At 43.5% G+C, this 24,057-nt stretch carries 29 protein-coding genes; 22 read left to right on the top strand and 7 right to left on the bottom strand.

The window, feature by feature from the left end:
* Window positions 1-231: 231 nt before the first annotated feature.
* Window positions 232-843, bottom strand: a complete 612-nt coding sequence (locus tag C6Y45_RS06940) for a YczE/YyaS/YitT family protein (protein ID WP_107584502.1) — start codon at window positions 841-843, stop codon at window positions 232-234.
* Window positions 844-957: 114 nt separating this feature from the next.
* On the opposite strand from C6Y45_RS06940, the gene C6Y45_RS06935 reads away from it, so the two are divergent.
* On the top strand, window positions 958-1,317 hold the full coding sequence (locus tag C6Y45_RS06935) for a YidH family protein (RefSeq protein WP_160058188.1): 360 nt from the start codon (window positions 958-960) through the stop codon (window positions 1,315-1,317).
* A gap of 83 nt (window positions 1,318-1,400) precedes the next feature.
* The gene (locus tag C6Y45_RS06930; protein WP_107584500.1) at window positions 1,401-1,733 is read left to right on the top strand and encodes an SCP2 sterol-binding domain-containing protein; all 333 of its coding nucleotides are present in this window, start codon (window positions 1,401-1,403) and stop codon (window positions 1,731-1,733) included.
* A gap of 164 nt (window positions 1,734-1,897) precedes the next feature.
* Here C6Y45_RS06930 and C6Y45_RS06925 read toward each other — a convergent pair whose 3' ends face one another.
* Window positions 1,898-2,041, bottom strand: a complete 144-nt coding sequence (locus C6Y45_RS06925; protein WP_107584499.1) for an FbpB family small basic protein — start codon at window positions 2,039-2,041, stop codon at window positions 1,898-1,900.
* 449 nt (window positions 2,042-2,490) lie between these two features.
* Between C6Y45_RS06925 and C6Y45_RS06915 the strand changes: the two genes are divergently transcribed.
* Entirely contained in the window at window positions 2,491-3,456 is a 966-nt protein-coding gene (locus C6Y45_RS06915) for an MBL fold metallo-hydrolase (protein ID WP_107584497.1), read from the top strand.
* A gap of 287 nt (window positions 3,457-3,743) precedes the next feature.
* Here the strand turns inward: C6Y45_RS06915 and C6Y45_RS17425 are convergent, their stop codons facing one another.
* Both C6Y45_RS17425 and C6Y45_RS06910 read right to left on the bottom strand, forming a co-directional pair.
* Window positions 3,744-3,929 carry a hypothetical protein gene (locus C6Y45_RS17425; RefSeq protein ID WP_160058187.1) on the bottom strand — a complete coding sequence of 62 codons (186 nt, stop codon included), beginning with the start codon at window positions 3,927-3,929 and terminating at the stop codon, window positions 3,744-3,746.
* Between the two features lie 70 nt (window positions 3,930-3,999).
* Complete coding sequence (locus C6Y45_RS06910) at window positions 4,000-5,502, bottom strand: BCCT family transporter (RefSeq protein WP_107584526.1); 1,503 nt, start codon at window positions 5,500-5,502, stop codon at window positions 4,000-4,002.
* A 235-nt stretch (window positions 5,503-5,737) separates the two neighbouring features.
* On the opposite strand from C6Y45_RS06910, the gene C6Y45_RS06905 reads away from it, so the two are divergent.
* Together C6Y45_RS06905 and C6Y45_RS06900 are read left to right on the top strand one after the other, a co-directional pair.
* A complete protein-coding gene (locus C6Y45_RS06905) occupies window positions 5,738-6,178 on the top strand; it encodes a hypothetical protein (protein WP_107584496.1) in 441 nt (146 codons plus the stop codon).
* 383 nt (window positions 6,179-6,561) lie between these two features.
* Complete coding sequence (locus tag C6Y45_RS06900; protein WP_107584495.1) at window positions 6,562-7,356, top strand: VLRF1 family aeRF1-type release factor; 795 nt, start codon at window positions 6,562-6,564, stop codon at window positions 7,354-7,356.
* Between the two features lie 190 nt (window positions 7,357-7,546).
* Here C6Y45_RS06900 and C6Y45_RS06895 read toward each other — a convergent pair whose 3' ends face one another.
* Window positions 7,547-8,755 (bottom strand): MFS transporter, encoded by a 1,209-nt coding sequence (locus C6Y45_RS06895; RefSeq protein ID WP_107584494.1) that lies wholly within the window; start codon window positions 8,753-8,755, stop codon window positions 7,547-7,549.
* Window positions 8,756-8,905: 150 nt separating this feature from the next.
* Between C6Y45_RS06895 and C6Y45_RS06890 the strand changes: the two genes are divergently transcribed.
* The 3 genes from C6Y45_RS06890 to C6Y45_RS06880 all read left to right on the top strand — a co-directional run bounded on the left by C6Y45_RS06890 (window position 8,906) and on the right by C6Y45_RS06880 (window position 13,035).
* On the top strand, window positions 8,906-9,292 hold the full coding sequence (locus C6Y45_RS06890) for an OsmC family protein (RefSeq protein ID WP_107584493.1): 387 nt from the start codon (window positions 8,906-8,908) through the stop codon (window positions 9,290-9,292).
* A gap of 135 nt (window positions 9,293-9,427) precedes the next feature.
* Entirely contained in the window at window positions 9,428-10,777 is a 1,350-nt protein-coding gene (locus C6Y45_RS06885; RefSeq protein ID WP_107584492.1) for an MATE family efflux transporter, read from the top strand.
* Between the two features lie 83 nt (window positions 10,778-10,860).
* Window positions 10,861-13,035: a tetratricopeptide repeat protein gene (locus C6Y45_RS06880; RefSeq protein ID WP_107584491.1), complete on the top strand. Its 2,175-nt coding sequence runs from the start codon at window positions 10,861-10,863 to the stop codon at window positions 13,033-13,035.
* Between the two features lie 186 nt (window positions 13,036-13,221).
* Here C6Y45_RS06880 and yfkAB read toward each other — a convergent pair whose 3' ends face one another.
* Window positions 13,222-14,361: a radical SAM/CxCxxxxC motif protein YfkAB gene (yfkAB, locus tag C6Y45_RS06875; RefSeq protein ID WP_107584490.1), complete on the bottom strand. Its 1,140-nt coding sequence runs from the start codon at window positions 14,359-14,361 to the stop codon at window positions 13,222-13,224.
* Window positions 14,362-14,497: 136 nt separating this feature from the next.
* Between yfkAB and C6Y45_RS17780 the strand changes: the two genes are divergently transcribed.
* A complete protein-coding gene (locus tag C6Y45_RS17780; RefSeq protein ID WP_170098722.1) occupies window positions 14,498-14,674 on the top strand; it encodes an SE1561 family protein in 177 nt (58 codons plus the stop codon).
* A gap of 14 nt (window positions 14,675-14,688) precedes the next feature.
* A complete protein-coding gene (locus C6Y45_RS06870; protein WP_107584489.1) occupies window positions 14,689-15,303 on the top strand; it encodes a histidine phosphatase family protein in 615 nt (204 codons plus the stop codon).
* Between the two features lie 232 nt (window positions 15,304-15,535).
* On the opposite strand, the gene C6Y45_RS06865 is transcribed toward C6Y45_RS06870, so the two are convergent.
* Window positions 15,536-15,886 (bottom strand): hypothetical protein, encoded by a 351-nt coding sequence (locus tag C6Y45_RS06865; protein WP_107584488.1) that lies wholly within the window; start codon window positions 15,884-15,886, stop codon window positions 15,536-15,538.
* Window positions 15,887-16,117: 231 nt separating this feature from the next.
* Here C6Y45_RS06865 and rlmD point away from each other — a divergent pair, with 231 nt between their 5' ends.
* From rlmD to C6Y45_RS06805, 12 genes are all read left to right on the top strand, one after another.
* The gene (gene rlmD, locus C6Y45_RS06860; RefSeq protein WP_107584487.1) at window positions 16,118-17,512 is read left to right on the top strand and encodes a 23S rRNA (uracil(1939)-C(5))-methyltransferase RlmD; all 1,395 of its coding nucleotides are present in this window, start codon (window positions 16,118-16,120) and stop codon (window positions 17,510-17,512) included.
* Between the two features lie 162 nt (window positions 17,513-17,674).
* Window positions 17,675-17,845, top strand: a complete 171-nt coding sequence (locus C6Y45_RS17420; RefSeq protein ID WP_160058186.1) for a hypothetical protein — start codon at window positions 17,675-17,677, stop codon at window positions 17,843-17,845.
* 391 nt (window positions 17,846-18,236) lie between these two features.
* Window positions 18,237-18,749, top strand: coding sequence for a hypothetical protein (locus C6Y45_RS06855; protein ID WP_107584486.1), 513 nt, complete (start codon window positions 18,237-18,239; stop codon window positions 18,747-18,749).
* Between the two features lie 29 nt (window positions 18,750-18,778).
* Complete coding sequence (gvpT, locus tag C6Y45_RS06845) at window positions 18,779-19,543, top strand: YtxH domain-containing protein (RefSeq protein ID WP_170098720.1); 765 nt, start codon at window positions 18,779-18,781, stop codon at window positions 19,541-19,543.
* A 33-nt stretch (window positions 19,544-19,576) separates the two neighbouring features.
* Window positions 19,577-19,966 carry a gas vesicle accessory protein GvpU gene (gene gvpU, locus C6Y45_RS06840; protein ID WP_107584483.1) on the top strand — a complete coding sequence of 130 codons (390 nt, stop codon included), beginning with the start codon at window positions 19,577-19,579 and terminating at the stop codon, window positions 19,964-19,966.
* A 20-nt stretch (window positions 19,967-19,986) separates the two neighbouring features.
* The gene (locus tag C6Y45_RS06835) at window positions 19,987-20,439 is read left to right on the top strand and encodes a YtxH domain-containing protein (protein WP_107584482.1); all 453 of its coding nucleotides are present in this window, start codon (window positions 19,987-19,989) and stop codon (window positions 20,437-20,439) included.
* Between the two features lie 24 nt (window positions 20,440-20,463).
* A complete protein-coding gene (gene gvpA, locus C6Y45_RS06830) occupies window positions 20,464-20,727 on the top strand; it encodes a gas vesicle structural protein GvpA (RefSeq protein ID WP_107584481.1) in 264 nt (87 codons plus the stop codon).
* A gap of 158 nt (window positions 20,728-20,885) precedes the next feature.
* Window positions 20,886-21,164 carry a gas vesicle protein GvpO gene (gvpO, locus tag C6Y45_RS06825; protein WP_107584480.1) on the top strand — a complete coding sequence of 93 codons (279 nt, stop codon included), beginning with the start codon at window positions 20,886-20,888 and terminating at the stop codon, window positions 21,162-21,164.
* A 2-nt stretch (window positions 21,165-21,166) separates the two neighbouring features.
* Complete coding sequence (gene gvpN, locus C6Y45_RS06820) at window positions 21,167-22,198, top strand: gas vesicle protein GvpN (RefSeq protein WP_107584479.1); 1,032 nt, start codon at window positions 21,167-21,169, stop codon at window positions 22,196-22,198.
* A gap of 22 nt (window positions 22,199-22,220) precedes the next feature.
* The gene (locus C6Y45_RS06815; protein ID WP_107584478.1) at window positions 22,221-22,967 is read left to right on the top strand and encodes a GvpL/GvpF family gas vesicle protein; all 747 of its coding nucleotides are present in this window, start codon (window positions 22,221-22,223) and stop codon (window positions 22,965-22,967) included.
* Window positions 22,964-23,206: a gas vesicle protein GvpG gene (locus tag C6Y45_RS06810; RefSeq protein WP_107584477.1), complete on the top strand. Its 243-nt coding sequence runs from the start codon at window positions 22,964-22,966 to the stop codon at window positions 23,204-23,206. The genes C6Y45_RS06815 and C6Y45_RS06810 overlap by 4 nt, the downstream gene beginning before the upstream one ends.
* A gap of 14 nt (window positions 23,207-23,220) precedes the next feature.
* Complete coding sequence (locus tag C6Y45_RS06805; protein WP_107584476.1) at window positions 23,221-24,054, top strand: GvpL/GvpF family gas vesicle protein; 834 nt, start codon at window positions 23,221-23,223, stop codon at window positions 24,052-24,054.
* The last annotated feature ends 3 nt before the right edge of the window (window positions 24,055-24,057 follow it).

Here is a 24,057-nt window from a genome sequence, read left to right as displayed (position 1 = left end):
TACCGCAGGCTCGTTACGGGCGGAAAAGTTAACTCTGGAATCTGAAAAAGTAACGTAAGACCGGCGCGGTCAAGGAACCGTGAGGATGAAAGAGAGGAAGGGCTTTCGTTGAGACAGCTTACCTTTACCAGTATAGATTTTTACCGCGGCATAGAACCGCCCAACGATATAAAACAATAGGAAAGTACAATAAAAGCAGGCTCCCTCAGTGGGACGCCTGCTTTTTCCAATTCAGCCGGTATATTTCATGCGCAGAGAAGTAATCGGCTTATGAAAAAATTGAATAAGCGGACCAATTCCGAAGGCTACAAGCAGGGTGCCGGCCCCTATAGGTCCCCCAATAATAAAAGCAACGACCAGAATAGACAATTCTAAAAAGGTTTTGGAAAAAGAGAGACTTTTTCCCGTAAGGGTATGAAACACAATCATTGAGTTATCGATTGGATTCCTTCCAAAAGAGGATTGAAGATAGGAAGCGATACCTGCACCACAGCATGTTATTCCAGTCAGCAGAAGAAAAATCTGCAGAATGAGAGAAGCAGGAACTGTACCGGAAAGAACGATAAGCAGCCAGAAATCTATCAGCAGGCCGATAATAAACATTGTTATAAGAGCAGAAAAATCAGGTCGTTCTTTTAAAAGAGCTCCGTTAATAAGAATAAGAACAAAACCAACGATGAACGTCCAGCTGCCGACAGTAAGGCCGAGATTCCAGGCAAGCGCTACAAAAAATGCATCCCACGGGCCTGCACCGAGACCGGCTGTTATAATGAGACTGATACCGAAAGAAAGAAATATAAGTCCGGCAAGGTAAAATAACCCTATAATATAAGTGTTTTTCATAATCAAACTCCTGTCATCCATTTCGTTAATACCAATAATAAACCTTATCATGAAACACCCTTATATTCCAGAATGATTTGTTATTAATACCTCATGGACAGAAAGGATGGCTGCATGGCTGACAAAAACGACGCATTTTATATTCAGCAGCATCTTGCGAATGAAAGAACTTTCCTTGCCTGGATAAGGACAGCTCTTGCTATGAAAGGAATCGGTTTTCTCGTATTCGGGGTTGAGCTCGTAATTAACAGCGGAAACGGAGCCGGCGGTCCGGTGGCAATTGGTGTCAGCATGATCTCGTATGCTGCCGGGATGGGAGTGCTGATTTCAGGAACAGTGCTGTACTTCAAAAACCGGCGTTCTATTAACGACCAGAAGTTCCAATCTGCTTCAGGGACAATACTCACTGCTGGAATTCTTGTTACAATCGTACTTTCAGCACTGCTTTTTTATGCCTTATTTGTTTATTATTGACTGCTATACTTAACAGGCAAATTAATATATAATAAAAAAATGAACAGGCATTCATTTTAAAAACGTACCAGGGGGAAAAGAATATGACAATTGCTGAAGCACTTGCAGGATTTACAGACAGGATGGAGAAAAACCCTGAGCACATCAAAGATTTATCCTACGTTTATGAATTTCATATTACTGATGAGAAGAACGGGGTCTACCAGCTTCATATTGATGAAGGAAAAGCTGCCTACTACGAAAAGGCAGTGGAGGAGCCCAAGCTCGTCATGAAGATGGATAAAACCCACTTTTTAAAGCTGGCTCACGACGATTTGAATGCTGCAATGGCATATATGAGCGGCAGGCTGAAAATAGACGGTGAGATTTCCCACGCTCTGAAGTTTCAGTCGCTGATTAAAAAGTACCAGGTTTAAGCAGATTACTGTAAGAGAAAAGGGTCTTGCTGCGAAAAATCCTTTATAAACTTCTCCTATACAGACCGAAGCGGTCATGACATGAATGTCATGACCGCTTTTAAAAATAAGAGAACACTTTAAAAAAACTGACCTGAGAAAAGGTCAGCTTTTACTAAAACATATTATCGGTAATTTTCTTCCCGGCGCTGCTCATGTTTAGCATCAAGCTTTGCTTCTATTAAAGAGATTGCTTTTTGATCCTGAAGAATTTCTTTTTTGTTCTGTTGAACGAGTTCATCAAAACTAGTGCGTATAGGTTTTCGCATAGCCCATCCATCCTTTGCTGAATAAATAATGTCCACTTTAGTATACATGAATTCTGAAAAATTTAAATAATTAAATTAATCAAATTGTTACAAATTTTAGAACGTTTTAATAAAAGTACTATCAAAATTGATTTTTGATACGCTGAAAATATTCAGTCCGATAAAAAGCTCTGGGGAGGGCGCTTCTGACTGCGTCTGTCCTTCCGTCCGGGAGAACAGCCGCAGGTGTCTCGAAAAAGCACCTGGGCACCGGTTTTACGGAATAAAGAATACCCTTCTATATAAAAACGAAGCGGTAATCGACCCGTCGAAGAAGGAGAGTGGAGGACAGGGCGCAGCCTAACCGAAAATCTCTTCCACGACAGGCCGGTTGACAGCAAAGTTCCTCTCCAGTTATCAACAGTGAACATACTCTAATAAATTAAACATTAATAAAGGGAGGATAAGTTATGAAAATCAATACAAATCAGAATGTTATACATCAAATTACCGTTCCCACGCCTTTTCTCGTAGGAGATGTCAATGTTTTTGCAGTTCAGGGAAAGCAGAATATACTTATTGATACAGGACCTGATACTCCGGAAGCCGTGGAAGCACTTACAGAAGGGCTTAAAGAAATCGGTCTTGCACTTGAAGATATTGATATCCTGATTCTTACCCACCATCATCCGGACCATATCGGTTTAGCTTATATGTTCGAATCGACAGCCATTACTGCGGGGCACAGGAAACTTCAGCCCTGGCTCGAAAAAGATATGGAACACTACAGCAGAATTCATGACTTTTTTCAGGAGTTTTTGACGGAAAACGGGATGGATAAACGCTGGATAGATAAAATTCAATCTCAGCGGGACCATTATGTAAAGTATTCCCGTCCGGTGCAGCTTAATTGCATTTTGAAGGAAGGAGATCAGTGTCCCGGGATGCCGGGATGGAACGTTATTGAAACTCCAGGGCATGCACAGTCGCATATAGCACTTATGCAGCAGGAAGACAATGTAATGATTGCGGGGGATCATATTATCGGCCATATTTCCTCGAATGCAATTATTGAAGCACCGTATAAGGAAGAGAAAAGCCGCCCGAAAACACTCCTTCAGTACCGGACTTCTTTAAAGAAGTGTACGGAAGCCTCAAAAGTATTTGCGGGGCATGGAAAATCAGTCGATGATCCCGGAGCCTTAATAACGAAGCGGCTGAACGAGCAGGATTCCAAAGCAGAAATGTTTTTAAGAAAACTTGGGAATGAAAAGAAATCAGTGTTTGAACTATGCCGGGAGGTTTATCCGGAGATCCATCGTAAACAGCCGGATCTCACCTTTTCAGAAACACTGGGACACCTCGACCTGATGGAGGCAGAAGGAAGAACCGCAGCAAAGAAAAAAAATGGTGTTTACCTTTATGAAAAAATTTAGCTCTTCTATTGCAGTTTCAACGAAAGTAACCAACAAGCAACAAAAATGCTCATGATAAAACATGTCATGAGCATTTCAGCGTGTTGATTAAGTCTTGATTTCAGAATATATATTCTATGAGTTATATATATCCTGCCCTTACCGACGAAAACTTGCCGTGGGGCTGGTCCTCAGCTGTTTTGCCCTCCGGCTTTGAAAAGGATCTTCCGACTTCGCTTTATCCCACCGGCGTCCCCGCCGGACGTTCCGGAGGAAAATGCCTCTCCTGAATGGAAGAAAGGACGGAATCAACACGTTGTTAGAAGAGAAACCTTCTTTTTATTTTCCTGCTGGAGCTGCAGCAGGCGACTCCGAGGCGAGCTAGGACGAGCTGAAGATCCATTTCTTCCGAGCATTGGAAGGAAGAAATTAGCTGAAGCCGGCCCGCCCGGAAAGCGTTCTGCGGAGGCAAAAGCAGGGAAATGTCTACGCATGTATAAAAAACAATTTATAACGCAGCCGGAATTACGTTTAGTATTCCAGCTGCATGAGGGGAGACTTTTTTTACGAAGCCTTCTTCTTGCGTACTTCGGTAAATTGTTCGTGATATAAAGTTTGAACCACTTTAGGAGCCAGCCACAACGTAGGAAGCAGCAGCAGCGACACAGGGACGGCTGTGAAAACAATGAAGGACTGCAGGGCATCCACACTTCCTTCGCCTAAATAGAGCAGCACAGCAGCTACTGTTCCCATCAACGCAGCCCAAAATACTCTAAGGGCACTTGATGGGGTCGGGCTCCCGGTCACTGCCATAGAAATAGTGAAACTCATAGAGTCACTTGTTGTTGCCACGAAGATAACCGTAACGAGCAGGAAGGCCGCTGCAAGTACAGTGCCGAAGGGCATTTGTTCTACGATGGCTATCATAGCAGCAGGCATTCCGCCGTCATCCAGTGCTCCGGAAACGGCGCCTGCTTCCTGAAGCTCATAAAATATACCTGAACCGCCGACTACTGAAAACCAGAAATTTGTAATAACGGGTGCTATGATCGCAACAGCAGTGACAAGTTCACGAATTGTACGGCCTCTGGAGATTCTGCTGATGAAGATAGCCATCATCGGAGCATAGCCGATAAACCATCCCCAGAAAAACAGTGTCCAGAATGAAAGCCAGGCTGTGTCACCCCGGTACAGGCTGAGCTCGAGAAAATCCCGTGTATAAACGCCGAAAGTACCGATAAAAGTATCGATAATGAAAGCGCCCGGACCGAGGATTAAAACGAGCACGACAAGTAAAAACGTCAGTACGATATTCCAGCGGCTCAAAAACTGTATTCCACGGTGTAAACCTGTCACCGCAGAAATTGCGGCGATAGAAACAAGACCGAATACTATGAGTAACTGGGTCATGAAGGTGTTAGGTACCCCAAATACAGTTTCGAGCCCGTATGCTGCCTGGAGTCCTAAAAATCCGATGGGACCGATAGTGCCGGCAGCAACAGCTATAATGGAAAAAGCATCGGCCGCAGTTCCAAGAGCATTCTTTTCTGCAATCTTCGGCCCAAATATAGGGTAAAGAAGCGTTCTTGGTTTCAGGGGCATTCCACGGTGGAAATGTCCATACATAATAACGATGGCAGCGAGTGTTCCCAGGATAGCCCAAGCAAGGAAGCCCCAGTCAAGGAAAGACTGCGCCATGGCGGGAACAACAGCTTCCATCGTTCCCGCTTCTCCGTCATACATAGGCGGCGTTTCGAGAAAATGGTACATAGGCTCCGCTGCAGCCCAAAAAACACCACCGCCGGCCAGCAGCGTACACATAATAATAGATATCCATTTAAAATTACTCAGCTCGGGTTTGTCAGTACCTCCGAGCCTGATACGTCCATATTTGGAAAAAGCGAGATACAGAGCAATTAAAAAAGTTGCAAGCATCAGTACCTGCCAGAAAGCTCCGAAATATGTCGTAGAAAAAGCAAATGACATATCCACAAAAGCACCAACAGCCTCTGTATTAATAAAAGAAGCCAGTACAAAGGCCATCAGCAGGCCGCCGCTGATCACCATTACCGGCCAGTCAATTTTTTGTTTTGAATTCAAATTTAGTCCTCCTACAATATTTTCTTTCAGAGCTGTTACAGCTCTGTGATGTTTTTAAAGTTTTAAACACAATTGTAGACAATAACAAGAAATAAATTAGAAGGCAAGAGTTAATTTTTTTTGTTTAAGGGTAAAGGAAAAAAGGAAGATATCTTGAATAAGAAACATAAGACAGGCAAGTAAAGAAATGGAGGGTCCAATAATGGGAAAAAGTTCGAAATTAGTATTAAGCGGAACGATAGCCGGTCTTGTTGCCGGGGCAGTAACGGTGGCTTCAAACCGGACAGCAAGGGAAAATACTAAGAGGTTTGCTACGAATTCCTCTACTCAGATTAAGCAGGTAATTACTCTGGCCAGAGAAAACCGGGAGGAATTTGTGGAACATCTCCGGTCTTCCGGAGAAAAAATTTCCCGCGTAGCTGACCATGCTTCTGATGATATGAAACAGCTGATGGAAACTTCACAAAAAATGAAGTCTCACTTCGATGAAGTGAAGCATGTACTGCAAGACGTTAACAATGAATGGAAAGGTATGCTCCAGGAAGTCCAGAGTTCTTCAAAACGTCTGGACCAGGGGCAGGGTGAAGTGCCTATAGAGCATCTGCCGGAAGGCGGAACAGATTCAGAGAATACTGAGAAATAAAAAACGGCAGAATACCAGCTCCTGGTCAGGGAGTACACGGTATTCTGCCGTTTTTTTACTGCAGGCGGCCATAAATCTTTGTGTGGATAGATGTATTAGGTGTTGGATAAAGGAAACTGTGCTCCAGTCCTGCCGGATCTTCTGATCTCCTTCTTTAAACGAAGTTTCCTATATTAAAAACGAGCTACAGATGCTCTTCTATCAACAAGGAGGTTTACTAGATCCATATGTATAAAGATCTTTCCCCACCTCAGGGCCTGAAGGCCTTCCGGGAGCAGGCGATCTTATAACAAATGCAGCGCGGTACATAAAAAGAAGTTTCGAAGGAAGCAGGAAAGGTAAATATCTTAGTATATTAATATCTTAGGAGGTATGGTGCACTTATGACATTAACCAGCGAACTCAAAAATCTAAAAGACATTGAATGCCCAGATGGAAAGTGTGTACTTTCTGTTTACTTAAATACCGACCCGGCAGACCAGGACCAGCAGAAAGGCGAGTGGAAAATCCGCCTTAAGAATGGTCTGAAACGAATCGAGGAATACATTGAAGCCTCAGGAACAAAAGAGGAATTAAAAGCGTACAAAAACCTGAAGAAGCAGGTGGACGATGAAATTGCCGGAAACCGATCCCGGCTAGCAAAATCTATTGTTATTTTCGGTTCTGACCATGAAGATTTATGGAAAGTTCATTACCTTCAGGTTCCTGTGGAAACAAACTTTTACTGGGAACCTAAACCTCAGCTGGAAGAGATTGAAAAAATCCAGGAGGAATATCCTCGTTCCGGTATCATCATGCCGAATAACGACGAAGTACGTATTATCAGCACGTCTCTTGGAGAAGTTCTGGACGAGTGGAACTATGAATTTGATTCCAATAAAGAAGAATGGAGCCTGAATGAAGGAATAGCTTCCGGAGATCGTAAGGCTTCAGGTGCAAGCCATGTAGATAAATTCCAACAGCGCTTTGAAGAAAACAAGCACCGGTTTTATAAAGATATGGCACAGAAGATTGAAAAGATGAAAAAGACTAATAAATGGGAAGTGATGTATATTGTCGGAGAAACAGAAATGGCCCGCTCATTCGAGGATGTGCTTCAGACAAAGCCAAACGGTAAAGTGACGAAAAACCTGAACAATGCAGAAACTTCAAAAGTGCTCAACGAAGTGTTCAAGTAAACAAAATGCAGTCCTGAATCAGAGCTTTAATAACAACGAAGTTGCGGGATGAAGGAGCTGCTTGTAAAGAAAAAAGATCATGATACACGTTTGAAACCCTGTCAGGCAGAAGCTGACAGGGTTTTTATCCGGTGGCCCGTTCCCCTTAAATTGAGGGAGCGTGCTTTTGTGAGCCACTGATTTTCGCTTCTTAATAATCCGGGGAAGAGGAAATGCGGCTCTCCCGGCTGCTGCCGGCATGCTTCTGCTGAAAGTGAAAAATCAGGCCGGCTCCCGCAGCGAGAGTCAGCATGCCGCTGATGGAGTAATAAACGGCCCCTCTGCCGGCAATATCTATTAAAAAACCTCCGATCACCGGGCCTGTCATGCTTCCAAAGGCGAAAAGCACAGCGGTCATAACCGTCCCGGTTGGAAGCAGTTCGGGCGGGACAAGATCAGCAAGGTAAGCAATACCGAGAGAAAAAAGAGAACCGAGAATCATACCTGTCACAACAAAAAAACTGAACAGAAGTACCGGCTGGTGCTCAATAAGCGGCATGAGAAGAAACAAAAAAGCACCTGATCCCATCAGCCATAGAAGCATCCTGCTTCTTCCAAATTTATCACTCATCATACCGAGCGGAAGCTGGGTTACGAGGCTTCCAAAAACAAAGCCCGGCAGAAGAAAAACAGTTGTTAGATGAAGGTCAATCCCCATTCTTATGGCATAAACAGGATAACTGCCGTGAAGTGTCGCTTCCAGATATCCATAGCAGAATCCGGGGAGAAGAGCAAACCAGGCGAGTTTTATTACTTTCCGGTAGCGCTCGTAAGTTCCCGTCCTGGAAGCTGTTTCAACTTCACGGGCAGGATATTCATTTCGCAGGAACAGCATACAAATAAAAGCGAGAACACTCATAGCTGCCGAAATTAAAAAAGGAAGAAAAGTGTTTACCTCAAGCAGTCTTGTCGTCATAGGACCGAGTCCAAAACCGAGGCCGAAAGCAAGACCATAAAGTGCAAGCTGTCTGCCGCGTTTTTCGGGTGAACTGGTCGTGCTGATCCAGACCTGCGTAGAAAAATGAATTAAATTATCAGCAACCCCCACAACCATCCGCAGGACAAACCAGAGCCAGAAAGCGTGCCAGAGAGGGAAGATCATTACGGAAATAGTTACAAGCAAAAGACCCGTTAAAATGACTGGTTTGTACCCATACTGGCGGACCGGTCTTTCAATGAAAGGTGAAACAAGAATAATACCTATGTAAAGAGCTGCCGCGTTAAGGCCGTTGGCCGAAGGTGCAATGCCGGCGTCTTCCAGCATAACGGCGAGTACCGGGAGAAGCATTCCCTGGGAAAAGCCGGCGATTAAAACCATTCCGACGAGTACCCAGTAACGGAAAACCGGGTTGTTCTCCATAAACAGCTTCCTCCTATCTGTTAATCAGAGTTGTAAACAAACTATCTTTTATTGTAAACATAGAAATTTCATATGCAAACAGGTTTTACGTGACGAGTCCTGAATCTTTCCGTAAAATGTAATACGAATACTACAAGAGGGGGAATTAACGTGGATTTTAAATGGAAAGGTGACTATTTTGAAACAGACCTGGAATTTGGGACGCTGCGTATCAGTGGGAACGAAGAACATGGGTTCCGTCCCTATCAGCTGATGGTCAGTTCCATAGCGGTATGCAGCACTTCAGTATTGAGGCAGATACTGGAAAAGCAGCGCATGACTATTGAAGATATAGAGGCTCATGCTGATGTAACACGTGACGAAGAACAGGCTAACCGTATTAGTGCGATAGCTCTTCATTATAAAATAAAAGGTCAGGGTCTCTCTGAAAAGAAACTGGACAAAGCTGTTGTTCTTGCTGCGAAAAACTGTGCTATGGCCCAGACGGTAAAGGGAGCTGTTGATTTAACAGAAACTTACGAAATTATTCCGGAATGATCTTTTAACATCCGGAAGGTGATGCAGCACTGCCATCTGAAATAGTTTCCTGTCGTTTTATGAATCGAAGAGAAAAATAAGGCAGTTACAAGCTGACCTTTGTTTATTTTTATAATCTTCAGGAGAGGAATCCGTATGACATCTAAACAGCATGACTTTACAGAAGGCAGTATCATGAAAAAAATGATTCTATTTTCTTCGCCTATTTTTTTAACGAATATTCTTCAGACTTCCTATCAGGTGATTGATTCACTCTGGGTGGGGAACCTGCTGGGGCCGGAAGCTCTCGGAGCAACGGCAGTCTCCGGAATTGTTATTTTTACTATCTTATCTTTTATTATTGGATTGAATACAGCGGCACTGACAGTACTTTCCCAGTACAAAGGAGCTGAGGATAACGAAGGTTTAAAAAAGGCTCTGAATGCTTTTGTTGTAATCCTCGGTCTTCTTGCCCTCCTGCTCGGGATCATCGGTTTTGTGGCAGCGGAGCGGATTCTGATGTGGATGGGGACCCCTGATGGTACGCTTCCGCTGGCTGTAACGTATTTACGTATTAATTTTGTCGGGATACTTTTTTTATTCGGGTATAATTTCATCGCTACAGTGCTCAGGGCTCTCGGGGACAGTAAAACTCCGGTCAGGTTCGTGCTGCTTGCTGTGCTGCTGAATGCGGTGCTCGATCCTCTGTTTATAGCAGTACTGGATATGGGAATTGCAGGGGCGGCCTATGCCACCATCGTTTCACAGGGAACGGCGTTCATTTACGGATTAATTTATTCTATTACCCGTGCGGATGTACCGTTTACTGTTCCTCAGATTCCAGGTAAAGAACAGGCGAAAAAGATTTTTAGACTCGGACTGCCTTCCGGAATGTCCATGATGGTGATCTCAGGCGGTGTGCTGGCCATTATGACTGTAGTGACGAGCTTTGGAGAAGAAGTCACAGCAGGCTTTGGCGCGGCGCAGCGCCTCGACAGTCTGATTATGCTGCCCGCGCTTACCCTTGGATCGGCGATCAACAGCATGGCAGGTCAAAATATAGGTGCTCAGCTCTGGGAGCGAGTGAGTGATATTACTAAGAGCGGACTTCAATTAATTGCGGTAGTTTCTCTGGCTCTGAGCACAATTGTTTTCTTCAGTGCAGAGTGGGCCGTGGCGATGTTTGTCCAGGATCCGGAAACCGTAGCTTTCGGTACGATGTATGTACAGACGGTGGCTTTCTTTTATCCTTTCCTCGGCATTAATTTTGTTCTTAACGGAGTAGTGCGGGCAGCCGGAGCGATGTTTCAGGTCTTCATACTGAATATTATTTCGTTCTGGATTCTCCGCTTTCCACTTACTTATTTGTTTGCTGAACTGTACGGTGAGAGAGGGATCGGCATAGGAATGGGTCTTTCGCTCGTATTGAGCGCTGCTATTGCAGCTGTTTACTACCGTTTTGGCAGATGGGATAAAATTGATATCATGGAAAACAAAAAAAAATAAAACATGAAGCTTCTAAAATCGTTTATAATAAGTAACAACTATGATGGGGCTGACAATCAGCTGCTACTCGGAGGGATACTTGCATGGAGAAACAGGAAGCGTTAGTACAAAAAATGTATTACAGATATGTTTTGAATGAAGAAGAACAGCAGTACCCGGTTAAACAGCTTGGACAAAAAATGACAGAGGCAGCGGAGAATGAATCTCTGCTTGCAGAAATCCGTTTCGGTCAGGGAGAGATCTACTACCATTACGGCGATGTGGAAGCAGCTATTTACAAATGGGAGCACGTAACGGGAGATATTAAGCCCTGGGCTTTCAAAAATATTGGAGATGCTTATTACGATCTCGGATGGTTTGATCAGGCAAAAGAAACTTACACGGGGGTAGAAACAGAGGAACTGACACTGCAGAGCGAACTGACACTGCAGCTGCTCTCCATCTATGCGGAAGAAAAAGACCGGGGGATGGTTTACGAATATCTTAATAAAGCTCTGGACATAAATCCGGATTATCCCGGTGTAACAGAGCTGGCGAGAACGTTATATGAAGATTACGCAGATTGGCAGAAAGCAGTGGACCTGTCCGTGAAAGAAGGAGAAAGAACCGGTGAAAGCAGCTGGTATGCCCACCTTTTAAATTACGTTCGAAACGGTCACACTACCACTTTTGCACCGGAGTATTTCGAAAAACCGGCCCGTCTGCTTGTTGAGCTCGATCACTCACTGTTTCAGGAACTGATTGGAGAACTGACAGAAGCGTATAGAAACACGGACAAATACTTATACTGGATAGGGACAATGAATTCCATCTTCGGATCTCTCGAACTTGAACAGTATTCCGGATGGGAAATGATGGCGGCACTGCACCACGATGTGTATCTTGACCTGACAGACGGAGCATATCTCGAGGAGGAGATGGAAACATTAATGCCGGAGCTTCTCCGCCATTGGGAGCTGCTCGCTTCCGGACAGAATACTGTCTTGGCACTTGCCGCTCAATCAGCCTGGGAAGAAGTATTTCCTGAAAAAGAATCCGTTATTACAGGAGCGGGGGCAGAACAGTATAACCCGGAACTGGCTGCCGGTGAAATGGTACGGCTCCTGGAAGCAGTGCTTTCCTGGACAGAAGCAGAGTCACTTGATACTGAACTTATCTTCGATCCCCTCGAAAGAGAAATAGGTTCTCTGGAAGGAATGCAGGATCTGCTGGATCGTTCAGAAGGCCGCTCTTTCGATCGAAGTACGTGGATAGCCCGTTTGAAACAGGATCCGGAATTCGCGTCGCGAGCGGCTGCCAGTCTCTCTGTAGGCATTCAGGGGCTTCTTGGAAGGCTCGTTGAAGAGCAGCGCGCCGTTGAATACAGTCTGGAAGAGTCTATCCGCTTCTATGAAGATATGCTTGGACAGTTCAGGGAACTCCTGAGAACATTGGAGTCAGAGCGTATGCATCAGCAGACGGAAATCGTCGAGTCCTATCAGACAATGAAGCAGATGCAGAAGGAACAATTTGAATCCAGCGTCCCGTCTATTATTAAAGAGGCTTCCGACGTGCTTGAAGATGAGGAAAAAAGTGCAAAGCTTCTTCATGAAGATCTAAATACAGCGATGAACACGAGGCTCCGGGCTTACGTAGATGAGGAACTTTTTCCGATATTCCGCCGTTCCCTTCAGAGCTGGCTGAAAGAAACTGAACAAAAATTTCAGGCTTCCCAGTCGTTTCTCGATGAGAAAAACGCGAACATGAATGAAGCGATAGGAGAAGAGGCCCTTCAGCTGCAGCTTGATTTTGAACTTCTCCACGACTGGAAAAGAGATTTGACACGTATGATCAACCGGACGGAGCTTCCGGAAGAAAACATTATGTCCCGTCTCGAGCCGAAGCAGATGCTTCTTCGTAATGTCGGCAAACTGTTTGGTGATATGCAGCAGAGCAAGTCGTTTGTGCAGCAGCAGTACCGCCGCTATTTGGAAAATGGCGACTTTGAAGGCGTGGCGGAAGTTCTTTCCTATAAACTTTTCTTTGAGTTTGATCTTTTTGACCGGGCTATTCGTGCCGACGTCGACACGACTTACACCGATCTGATTACTCACCTCGAAGAAATGATAGAAACGTATACACAGCACCTGGAATCTACGAAAAAGGAATTGGCTAATCACAAAGAAAACCCGGCTCATTTCTACGATCCGCTTAAAATTTTCGATATGCGTCAAAAGCAGTGCGAACGACTGCTTGGAAAAAGTATAGAAGCATCCTAATTAAGCAGAGTGTTCAGGCTGCTAATAAACTATTTTGTGTCTAAGCGTACGATGGATCCCTTCCACCGGGCACAGGAAATATGTATTCGGGCCCTGGAATAAGGAATCCAACAAAAGAATTTAATCAGCAAGCTGAAAAGCCTTCATAATTCTATGAAGGCTTTTTGTATTGCGGGGCTGTAGAGGCTAGATGCCCGTGTCGTGCCGGGGAAGGTTGGCACTTCGTTTCGTAAAGTCAACATCATCGTAGTACGCATTTTTCACGAGTAGATTCGGTCCGAGACAGCTGACAGAAGTGCAGTGGCAGGAAAGGGAGCGGGCCGTCTCTGTATTCTGCCATTCAAGGAAAGCCTGAGGGAGGGATTTTTCGAAAATTGTGCCAAGATTCCCATCCTGATGAAAGTCGGTGACATGAATAGAGCCATCGAAAATGTTTATATTTAGGCGGGATCGTCCATCCGGATCATTCCGTACAGTGAGATTTTCAGACTGGTGAAGACGCTCCAGCAGACGTAGGTCATCTTCACTGCTGCTGCAGGCAAAGAAAGGGAGCGTGCCGAACAGCATCCAGGTTTTTTCGGATCTTACGTCGAGGAGCCGGTGAATACCTTCACGTATTTCCTTTAACCCGGCAGTTTCGAGAGCACTCGCAAAGCTCGTAGGGTACATAGGGTGAATTTCATGTCTGCCGCAACCCATGCTGAGAACCTGCTTATGTATGGCTTCCAGGTGGGGGAGTGTTCTTTTGTTAAGCATCGTTTCCGCAGAAATCATCACGCCTCTGCGGCTGAGTGCCCGACTGTTTTCCACCATGCGGTGAAAATACTTTTCCCGGATAGAACGGGTCGGCTTTTTATCCATCATAGCAAAACCTATCTCCGCAAAGTCATCAATACTGCCGTAATTGTGTGAAATATGAAGGACGTCAAGATAAGGCACAATAAGCTCGTATCGTTTCAACGGCATAGTGAGATTGGAATTAATCTGGGTTTTTGCGCCGCGTTCATGGGCGTAACGAAGCAGCGGAACAACGTATTCTTTAACGGATTTCATTGACATCATCGGTTCCCCGCCTGTAATGCTGAGGGCGCGAAGATGGGGGATTTCCTCCAGTTTTTCGATGAATATATTTACCGGGAGCGGGTCCGGATCTTCTGTCTGCAGAGAATAGCCTACTGCACAATGTTCACAGCGCATATTGCATAAATTAGTAGTAGTAAACTCTATATTGGACAAAACCGGCTTTCCAAATTCTTTTATATCCTGGTAGGCTTCCCACGGATCCTGCAGGAGGTTCAATGTTCGGGGATTAAGTTTCAATTTCATCATCCTTTCAATACAAAACTAATCATAACAGTGGAGCTTTAAAAAAGAAATTAAGTATCAGTTTTAACAGAAGCGTTGCCTTCTTTTACGATTCTGTTAGAATTGATTATTGGATAAAATCGAAAGGAGTTGTGTGATGAATTATTCTAAAGAAAATAAACTGCAGACACTGCAGGAACGAATGGAAAAACTCTCGGAAATGCTCGATTCCCTGGATCCGGAAAGAACAGATGTAGAGGATATTGACCGTCTGATCGGCATGCTGGATGATCTTGAAAATCAGTGCCGGCAATATCGCCGGGACTTTGAATAAAGGGAGATGGCAGGATGACCGTGATCTATCTCGTCCGTCATGGGCAGTCTTCAGCCAATATTAAGCATATTATACAAGGGCAGGCAGACTACCCGCTGACAGAACTGGGAATAGCACAAGCAGAAGCTGCTGCTGATTTTTTCGAAACAGTGGAGTTGAATGCTGTGTATTCGAGTGATCTTCAGCGGGCATCCCGTACTGCAGAAATCCTTTCAAAAAATCATTTTCAAAAACTGCGCTTAACAGAGGATCTCCGGGAAGTATTTCTAGGGCCTCTGGAAAAGCGTCCGCGTGCAGATATACTGAAAGAGCACCCACAGATTGCTACTAAAGGAATAGCTGCTGCGGGTATTGAGGGTACAGAATCGTTTGCGCATCTTACAGAGAGGTGTGCCCGCCTGCTTACCCACTGGAAAAAACATCATAAAGATGAAGCAGTTCTTGCCGTATCCCACGGAGGATTTATAGGCATACTTCTTATGTACCTGATTGCAGGGGAGGACTGGCCCCGTTGGAAAAAGCCTTTTGTTATAGGCAACACCGGTATCTCAAAAATTGTTATTAACGAGCAGGGAGAGTCGGAATTTCATTTTATAAACAGTACGGGTCACCTTCAGAGGATGAAATAAAGCACTTTCACAATGCGTAAAAATTTATGCGCATAGCCTGCTGAGGTTTCAAACAACCTAATAACAGAATGAATATAAAGGGCCTGCCCATGATGAGATATGGGAGGCCCTTTACATGTTTATTATTCAAGGGCTGATTTGCGGGTACGCTGGGGGAGTGGGACCAGGGCAGTCGGGTCATAGCACTGGTTATTAAATCAGGGGAGGCTTTCGTTAGTTTCCGCGCAGCAGATTAACCGCAGGTTCTGCCCAGAGCTCTGGCGAGGTCACGGAGCTTTTGTTCGTCCTGATCGCTGAGAGTAGAGGAATAACGTACATATAGACATACGGAAAGGCTGTCATTATTTATTCTTCCTACAGGAAAAGTTTTTACGTTTTCATGTTCAGAGAAGCAGGAGCTGGTGTCATAACTGGAAGAAACGAGAAAACAATCGTCTTCCACAGAATATATACCGCACCATTCAACCTGAGGCACGTATTCATACAAAAACAACGCTGTATTTTCCATCAACCGCTCAGCGGGTACTTTTTTATAAACATCTGCCATCAATTTATAAGCTACAATATCTGTAGAAGTCGTCAAAAAGTATCTCTCCCTTATTAATTCATCGTTGAAACACTACATAATTCTAACAAAAACTTATAAGGTTTTGGGCAGGTGAATGAGAATAGGCAGCTGGTATGGTAAAATAAGCCGAAATAAGCACTTTTCAATTAAATTTTTAACAGGGAAATAAGAACCGATATTACTGCCGGACGGAGAAATAGAAAACCACATTTTATATTCAATTATTCTGGAAGAGGAGCAAATAATATGAAAGATACAAAACAGGTTACTATTCAAAAAGGCCAGAGATTTCCTCTGACGATAAAAAGAATGGGAATTGACGGGGAAGGAGTCGGATTTTTTAAACGGCAGGTTGTATTCGTTCCAGGGGCTCTTCCCGGGGAAGAGATTGTTTGTGAAGCTGTAAAAGTATCTCCTAAATTTGCGGCCGGTAAAATTGTGAAAATCCGGCGTGCTTCAGAAGGAAGAATAAAAGCACCCTGCCCTTATTTCGAGAAATGCGGGGGGTGCCAGATTCAGCACCTTTCGTATGATCATCAGTTAAAAGAGAAGAAGGATCTTCTCCGTCAGGCGTTTGAAAGGTACACGAAAATTCCACTGAATAACCTGGATTTCCGCGATACGATAGGAATGGAAAATCCGTGGCGCTACCGGAATAAAAGCCAGATGCAGGCAGGGATGAAAAATGGAAAGGTGACTGCCGGACTTTATGAGCCGGGAAGCAACAGATTAACTGATATTGACGAATGCATTGTTCAGCATCCGCAGATTGACAAAGTAACGAATATCGTAAAGCAAATTGCACAGGATTTGAAAATCTCCATCTACGATTCGAAAAAGCATAAAGGGTTTCTGCGGACAATTGTCACAAGGGTGGGATTTAACACCGGGGAATATCAGCTGGTGCTGGTAACTTCCTCGAAAGATTTTCCTGAAAAAGATCTTTTTCTAAAGGAACTCAAACAAAGACTGCCTGATATAAACTCAGTTGTACAAAACGTAAATCCTGAAAAGACACCACTTGTATTTGGTGACGAAACTATCGTACTTGATGGAGAAGATCAAATTATGGAACAGCTGGATCATCTCACCTTCAAACTTTCAGCGCGTGCTTTTTTTCAGCTGAACCCAGAGCAGACAATTAAACTTTATAATGCAGCTAAAGATGCAGCGGGACTTACCGGCAGGGAAAAAGTTGTAGATGCATACTGCGGAACCGGAACAATCGGACTCTGGATCGCGGACAGAGCTGGAGAAGTACGTGGAATGGACATTATTGATTCCGCGGTTAAGGACGCAGAGAAGAATGCAGTAAGAAACAATATAAATCATGCGTTATTCGAAACCGGATCAGCTGAAACAGTTATGCCCCGCTGGGAAAAAGAAGGCTGGCACGCCGATGTTGTCATAGTCGACCCACCAAGGACCGGTCTGGATAAAGAACTGATGAAAACACTGTTAAAAACAAAACCGGAACGTATCGTTTATGTATCATGCAACCCTTCAACACTTGCCAAAAACGTAACAGAGCTTTCGGCAGGTGGTTATACGCTTGAAAGTCTCCAGCCGGTGGATATGTTTCCGCACACTTCCCAGGTGGAAGCTGTTGCTCTGCTTATCCGCCCCCGTAAAAAGAAATAGCTGCAGGCTGATCGGAATTCACTGTGTATAATCTAATGGAAGGAATTTATTTATATTTGACGAATAAAATATTGTATTAAAACATTTATCCTGCCTGACGAAGCTTCTAACACAACCCGTTCGGACTGTTTCAGTTTTGAGCGGGAGAAATGAGGGATAATAATGCTGCAGGAAATCCTGCTCATCTTTTTTGTTGGTCTTGCCTTGATGCTCCTGTTTAATTTTGCCGGACGCCGGTTTGTGCCGGGAATGAGACAGTCGCCGCTGCAGCTGCTGCTCATATCAGTCATTCAGGCTGTACTTATTGTTATTTTAATTGTTTTTCTATTTTAACCTATTGAATGTTCAAATCCGTCTTCGGCTGCAGAAAATACGTATTCAATCGATAAAATAACAATTCCAGCAAAAAAAATTAATTAACAAGCTGGGCTGGTCCGATTAGATTATCAGACCAGCTTTTTTTGAGCTGATATAGAGTCATTTAAACCATCTGTAAGGTAAATGTATGGTTTCGACCCCTGATGCTCATAAAATCACAATGTTTGTAATAAAAAATTAAAGAAATGCAGGAGTTTGTGAAAAAACCGAAAATGGCGGATGAAACTTTAAAATAAAGATGTAAAAGTAGACAATTAGCTTTAAAAAGTAAAAAAACAGGTTAATGTAACGATATACGTGGTATAGGGAGTAAGAGTATAGTTCATAAATTGTGAGGAGGATCAATATGACTGAAGAAGAAAAAGATCAGGAAGAACTGGAAAACAATGAAGAAGTTGAGGAAAACGAAGAGGAAGAAAACGAAGAAGAATCAGATTCCTTTGAGTTTGACAGAAATTATGTTCTGGCCGGTTCCATGATCGGTGCAGGAATCGGGTACCTGGCTAAAAGTCAGGCTTCCAGAAATGTACTAAAAAAAGCGATGCAGTCAGAAACAGCGAGATCCATAGGCTCCGAAATTGGTAAAACGGTTCAGGAACTTGTGATGGAACAGGTACAGACTAACCTGAAACAATCCGTTAACTCCTATCTCGAGCCAAAACAGCTTGCAGCTACTGTTTCACAAAAACTGATTGATGCAGGAAAAGAAAAGTTTTCAGAGGGATCTTCAAATAAGAAAGAAAGCTCCGGTAAATCAGGAAAAGGAAATAAAGAACTTAACCAGGTAAAAAAAGAAAATGAAGAATTGAAAGAACGGCTCGATAAAATGGAAAAAATGATGTCGAAAATGGACAAGTAATCCAACTAACAGTACAGGAGGTTTTTTGAATGGCTAAAAGCAAAAAGAATGTAAACAAAAAACGCAGTGAAGAAGAACAGGAACAGCTGGAACAGGAAGAGCAGGAACAGGAAGAGCAGGAACAGGAAGAGCAAGAACAGGAAAGCAAAAAGAAAAGTAAAAAAAGCAGCAAAGAAAAAGGAAGTAAAGATAAAAGCAGCAAAAAGCCGGGAACTCTCAAATCTACGTTGACAGGTGCCATCATCGGTGGAGCGGCAGGCTATTATTTCAGTCCTAAAAACCGTCATAAAGTGGCCGGTATGCTTGAAGACATGGACACCGATGAAATGAAGGATATGTGGAGGGACAAAAGTGAATCCCTCGCGGAAAAGTTAAAGGAAAAAGCCGGAAATACAGGTACTTCCCTCAAAGATTCCGCAAAAAGTCTTTTCACAAAAGGAAAAGAGGACGAGGAAGACGAGGATGAAGACTACGAAGACGAAGATGAAGAAATGGATGAGGACGAAGAAGAGGATGAGGAAGAAACCTCTGATCTTGAAAAGGAAAACGAACAGCTTCAAAGCCGCATAGATGAACTCGAAGAAAAAATGGAGAAATTTATGAAGGGTCAGAATGAAGAAGACGAGGAAGAGGAAGAAGAGGAAGAGGAAGAAGACCAAGACGAGGAAGAAGAAGAGCAGGAAGACGACGGTCAGGAAGAAGAAGACGAAGACGAGGAAGAAGAAGAATATTCCGGACAGGAAACAGAAGTAGAAGGAAAGGGAAGCCGCAAAAAAAGCTCTTCCAAAAAGTAATTTTTAAGGAAGGCTAAAGAAGGGGTCGACATTATGCCAGGAATAAAAAAAGAAAAAGATGTTATTTTACAGCTCCTCATTGAAGCGGTAAATGAATATGAAGATTACGAAGTACCAGTGACGTTGAATGTCAACGGAACTCTAGTAAGCGGCACCCTCCAGTCAGCCGAAGATTATTTTAAGGAAATGCTTGAAGTGTTTGATGAAGACTCCGATGCAGACAAACACGTGTATGAGCAGCTGAAAAAGGCAACTGACCAGCTGAAAAGCGGGGAAGAACCCGAAATTAACTACATCCACGTGAAAGATGCAAAAATGTTTGATGAATCTGGGGCCGCTGCTCCTTCAAAAGGAGAGGTAACATGGCGGGGCAAGCTGCACGAAGTAGACGGATTTTTTATAGGAAAACTGAAGGAATCCTAAATTTTTAGGGAGGTGAAGCTATGGCAGAAGAAGAAGCCTCCATGGGGAAAAAAATTAAGAAAAAAGCAGAAAAAGCAAAAGAAACAGTAAAAGATGAAGCAGAAGAAGAAGCTAAGGATTTTGCCGATGATCATCCCCAGGCTAAAAGCGCAGCAGCCGCCGCGGGGATCGGTAAAAAATTCTATGATACGTTTGAGCAGGCCCGGGAGGCCAAAGATGATATTAAAGAAAGTTTCGAAGAAGTCGGCGATAAATTAAGTGAAACAAAAGAAAAATTTAAAGAGCGCGCTGAAGATGCTGAAGATGAACTCGAAGACCAGATGGAAAACGCGAAAGAAGAAGTTAAGGACAATGCGTTCACACGGGATAAAGATGATGATGACGGCATTAAATCTGTCTCAGACATCAAAGGGTACTCTGGCGTTAAGGGGGCCAGCAGTATCAAGGGCGCATCCTATATTAAAAAACCCTAAAATTTTAAAAGGAGAGATGTAGAAATGGGTATTCAGAAAAGTACAGATTCATCCAGTCTCGCAGAAGTTATTGACCGTATTTTAGATAAAGGAATCGTTATCGACCTTTATGCACGGATTTCACTTGTAGGTATCGAGCTTATTACAATTGAAGCACGTGTAGTTATTGCCAGTGTCGATACGTGGCTTCGATATGCAGAAGCAGTTGGTCTGCTTCGTGACGAAGTGCAGGGTGAAATTGATGAAGATCTCTCTGAAGGCAGCAGAGAGCAGTTGAACTTCGCGTAACAAACAAAACTGCCAGACAGGCTGAAGAAGTATATGCAGAAGGGTCCTGCCGGCAGCTTATCCGGAGTTATACTTCCTCCGGATAAGGGCCGGCTGTCCTTTTTTTCAGGATAAAGGGAAAGTCAGTTCACATTTCAAATTCAAAAGGTGGGATTTTGGTGAAAACAGAAGACTTGATTACTTCAGTGAAAGACTATTTTAAAAGCTATTTATATCCAGTACACCGGATAACAGCAATCAAGAACAGAGATGAAGGCTGGGAACTCGGTGTGGAAGTCATCGAAGAAAAAGAATATATGCAGCGTTATGGACGGGACCAGCTGATCGGCACGTATCTCGTACACGTAAATGAAGACGGAGATGTGTCATCTTTTGAGAGAACTTCACTCCGGCGCAGAACTTCCACAGCTGTCCATGGCGAAGAAGAGGCTGATTAATTATGAGTGCACAAAATCAGACATCATCCAGAAGAACTGCCGCCCAAAAAAATCGTGAGAATTTAAACAGAAAAAGAAATCAGTCACAAAGATCCGCTCCGGCTGCCCGAGGACCGCAGGATCAGAAACCACCTGAAAAGAAAGAAGAAAAGAAACAGGGAAGAAAAAATTATGTAGAAACAGAAGAAACGAAGCGACTTATTAAAAGAGCTGACCGCTGCCTGATGAGTGGATATCCGATTCACCTTACGGGAAGATCCGGGGCAGGTAAAACGGCTCTGGCTCTCGAAATTGCAGCGCGGAGAGACCGTCCTGTCACAGTTATTACCGGTAACCACGAAATTACGAATGAGGACCTTCTAGGTGGAATTACAGGACTTACGAGTACAAAGCTCGTAGATAATTTTATCCGCCAGGTTTATAAAAAAGAAGTAAACATTAAAGAAAACTGGACACCGGGCAAGCTGGTAGAAGCAGCTGAAAAAGGCCACACGCTGATCTACGATGAATTTTCACGATCGCGTCCGGAAACCAATAACTTGTTTCTATCCATTCTTGAAGAACGGGTTATTCCACTTTATGGAACAAAGCAAAATAAATCCCATGTTCCTGTCCATCCTGAATTTAACATCATTTTCACATCGAATCCTATTGAGTATGCAGGTGTATTTGAAAAACAGGATGCACTGATGGACCGGCTCATTACTTTAGAAGTAGCTTACACTCAGCGAACGACGGAAAGCATTATTCAACATAAAGCTGATGTGAAGCAGAAAGAGGCTAAAGTCGTATGGGGTGTTCTTAAAAATCTTCAGGAAGAAGTGAAGGAAGCAGAAGGTCTTTTAAGTATAAGATCAGCTTTAATGATTGCGACGATTGCTCAAAAAGCGGAAATAAGCATTAATCCGGAAGATGAAGAATTCACACAGGTCTGCCAGGATGTGCTGAGTGGAGAAGTGATACGGTTTGAAGGAACCGATACGTTTGCAAAGGCATCCCGCTTAGTTAAAAATGCGGTACAGAAAACGAAATAATCAGTAGATAGGGGGCTGCTTTATGGGATATTACCTTTTTGCAGTAATTCCGGAAGCGGTGGAAAAGAAGTTTGAACCGGTCAGCCTCGGAGGTGGAAAGCGCGAGGTTTTTTCGATTCCTTATAAGGATGTGGCTGTGGTGGTGGCACAGGCTCCAGTACAGATTTATGAACCGAGCCGTAAAAACGCGAAAACTCATCAGGATACAGTGAGCAGCGTAATGAAAGAGCATACGGTCATTCCAGTAAGTTTTGGCAACATTGTGGAAAGCAAGGAAGACGTAAAGATTTTCATGCAGAAACTTTATGATAATTTCAAAAAAATCTTTCCGAAAATAGAAAATAAATTCGAAGTAGGGCTGAAGCTTGTCGGTAAAAAAGAATGGATGCAGAAGCAGGCCCACAGCAATCCGAAGCTGAAACAAATGAAAGCAGCTCTGGAGGATAAGTCGAAAGCGGCCGGATATTACGACAGAATGGCCCTTGGAGAAGCTTCTAAAAACTTTATAGGTTCCATTCACCTGGAATTTGAAAAAGAAATTTTTGAACCTCTGGCTAAAATAGCCGATGCAGCTAAATCGAACGAAGTTATTAATGAACGAATGCTTTTAAACGCTGCTTTTTTAATTGATAAAGATAAGGAAGAAGCTTTTGATAAAAAGGTGAATGAACTTTATGAGAAGTGGAAAGACCGCATAGACTTTTCCTATTCCGGTCCGTGGCCGGCTTACAACTTTATTGATTTAAAAGTAAAGGCAGGTGCAACATGATTCTTAAACTTTTTACCTGGCCGATTGACACAGTCAAATTTGTTGGTGAAAAGGTAAAAGAAGAAGTTGATAAAGAGCTTTACGATCTTGAAACGATTCAAAAGAAACTGGCCCGCCTGCAGATGATGCTGGAGCTTGAAGAAATATCGGAAGAGCTTTATGAAGAGGAAGAAGAAGAACTGCTCAGACGGTACCGTGCAGCAGTAGAAATGCAGCAGATGGAAGAAGAGGAAAGATAGACAGGAGGACTCGTATGGGACAGCTGTACTACGTGTATGGATTTATACCGGACATTCCGGAGCAGAATTTACCAGAGCTTCATGGAATGGATCGATTTTCCCCGGTGGAATATCCATTAGTGTATGGATTACGCACTGTGTGCTGTCCTGTGCCGGAAGATGAGTTCGCCGAAAATGCTTTTCAGACAAATAAGCAGAACACAGAGTGGACAAAAGAAAATGCTTTCCACCATCATCAAGTATTGAATGAACTTCTGAAGAGTGCAGTAGTGATCCCTCTCCCTTTCGGCTCTGTTTACGAAAATTATGAAAGCATGAAAAGTACTGTTTCTCCACACAAGGAAAAAATCAAGAAACTTTTTCGTGAATTGAGAGGGACGGAAGAATGGACCATAAAAATCTATGCTGACCGGAAAAAATTTGATGATGCCTTTGTTAAAAATGAAGATGAAATTAAGAAAATAAAAGAAGAAATATCCGACATGCCAAGGGGCCGGCAGTATTTTGCACTAAAAAAATTGGACGAGGAGCTGCATAAAAGAGGACGAGCAAAAGTGTCCGAACTCTGCAGTGATCTTCATGAATCACTTAAACCACTGACAGCTGAAGTACAGGAAAAAAAAGTATGGAGAAAAAATTTAAGCGTGCGGCGTGAAGAAATGGTATGGAATGGAGCATATTTGTTCAACAGTCATTCAACGGCAGAAAAAGCACTTGAAATCATTCATGAGTTTCAGGATAATGCTGACAGGAAGTATCCGGGATTAGCAGTGGAGGCGGCCGGTCCATGGCCATTTTACCACTTTGCTGAGATTCAGCTGTCTGAAACTAATGAAGAAGGGGGATAGGCG

Source organism: Alkalicoccus saliphilus (genome assembly GCF_003044065.1).
GTDB lineage: Bacteria > Bacillota > Bacilli > Bacillales > Salisediminibacteriaceae > Alkalicoccus > Alkalicoccus saliphilus.
Note: the sequence above shows the minus strand (reverse complement) of the source record. Positions and strands in the feature narration are given on the sequence as shown.

Bases quoted from the DNA above. Each gene is read 5' to 3' on its own strand.
- C6Y45_RS17780 (WP_170098722.1), top strand. From the start codon at position 14,498: ATGAATTATTCTAAAGAAAATAAACTGCAGACACTGCAGGAACGAATG.
- gvpA (WP_107584481.1), top strand. From the start codon at position 20,464: ATGGGTATTCAGAAAAGTACAGATTCATCCAGTCTCGCAGAAGTTATT.
- C6Y45_RS06925 (WP_107584499.1), bottom strand. From the start codon at position 2,041: ATGCGAAAACCTATACGCACTAGTTTTGATGAACTCGTTCAACAGAAC.
- gvpU (WP_107584483.1), top strand. From the start codon at position 19,577: ATGCCAGGAATAAAAAAAGAAAAAGATGTTATTTTACAGCTCCTCATT.
- C6Y45_RS06930 (WP_107584500.1), top strand. From the start codon at position 1,401: ATGACAATTGCTGAAGCACTTGCAGGATTTACAGACAGGATGGAGAAA.
- C6Y45_RS06910 (WP_107584526.1), bottom strand. From the start codon at position 5,502: ATGGTGATCAGCGGCGGCCTGCTGATGGCCTTTGTACTGGCTTCTTTT.
- C6Y45_RS06870 (WP_107584489.1), top strand. From the start codon at position 14,689: ATGACCGTGATCTATCTCGTCCGTCATGGGCAGTCTTCAGCCAATATT.
- C6Y45_RS06880 (WP_107584491.1), top strand. From the start codon at position 10,861: ATGGAGAAACAGGAAGCGTTAGTACAAAAAATGTATTACAGATATGTT.
- gvpN (WP_107584479.1), top strand. From the start codon at position 21,167: ATGAGTGCACAAAATCAGACATCATCCAGAAGAACTGCCGCCCAAAAA.
- C6Y45_RS06905 (WP_107584496.1), top strand. From the start codon at position 5,738: ATGGGAAAAAGTTCGAAATTAGTATTAAGCGGAACGATAGCCGGTCTT.
- C6Y45_RS06935 (WP_160058188.1), top strand. From the start codon at position 958: ATGGCTGACAAAAACGACGCATTTTATATTCAGCAGCATCTTGCGAAT.
- C6Y45_RS06835 (WP_107584482.1), top strand. From the start codon at position 19,987: ATGGCAGAAGAAGAAGCCTCCATGGGGAAAAAAATTAAGAAAAAAGCA.
- C6Y45_RS06900 (WP_107584495.1), top strand. From the start codon at position 6,562: ATGACATTAACCAGCGAACTCAAAAATCTAAAAGACATTGAATGCCCA.
- C6Y45_RS06940 (WP_107584502.1), bottom strand. From the start codon at position 843: ATGAAAAACACTTATATTATAGGGTTATTTTACCTTGCCGGACTTATA.
- C6Y45_RS06805 (WP_107584476.1), top strand. From the start codon at position 23,221: ATGGGACAGCTGTACTACGTGTATGGATTTATACCGGACATTCCGGAG.
- yfkAB (WP_107584490.1), bottom strand. From the start codon at position 14,361: ATGAAATTGAAACTTAATCCCCGAACATTGAACCTCCTGCAGGATCCG.
- C6Y45_RS06915 (WP_107584497.1), top strand. From the start codon at position 2,491: ATGAAAATCAATACAAATCAGAATGTTATACATCAAATTACCGTTCCC.
- C6Y45_RS17420 (WP_160058186.1), top strand. From the start codon at position 17,675: ATGCTGCAGGAAATCCTGCTCATCTTTTTTGTTGGTCTTGCCTTGATG.
- rlmD (WP_107584487.1), top strand. From the start codon at position 16,118: ATGAAAGATACAAAACAGGTTACTATTCAAAAAGGCCAGAGATTTCCT.
- C6Y45_RS17425 (WP_160058187.1), bottom strand. From the start codon at position 3,929: ATGCGTAGACATTTCCCTGCTTTTGCCTCCGCAGAACGCTTTCCGGGC.
- C6Y45_RS06855 (WP_107584486.1), top strand. From the start codon at position 18,237: ATGACTGAAGAAGAAAAAGATCAGGAAGAACTGGAAAACAATGAAGAA.
- C6Y45_RS06815 (WP_107584478.1), top strand. From the start codon at position 22,221: ATGGGATATTACCTTTTTGCAGTAATTCCGGAAGCGGTGGAAAAGAAG.
- C6Y45_RS06810 (WP_107584477.1), top strand. From the start codon at position 22,964: ATGATTCTTAAACTTTTTACCTGGCCGATTGACACAGTCAAATTTGTT.
- C6Y45_RS06885 (WP_107584492.1), top strand. From the start codon at position 9,428: ATGACATCTAAACAGCATGACTTTACAGAAGGCAGTATCATGAAAAAA.
- gvpT (WP_170098720.1), top strand. From the start codon at position 18,779: ATGGCTAAAAGCAAAAAGAATGTAAACAAAAAACGCAGTGAAGAAGAA.
- C6Y45_RS06895 (WP_107584494.1), bottom strand. From the start codon at position 8,755: ATGGAGAACAACCCGGTTTTCCGTTACTGGGTACTCGTCGGAATGGTT.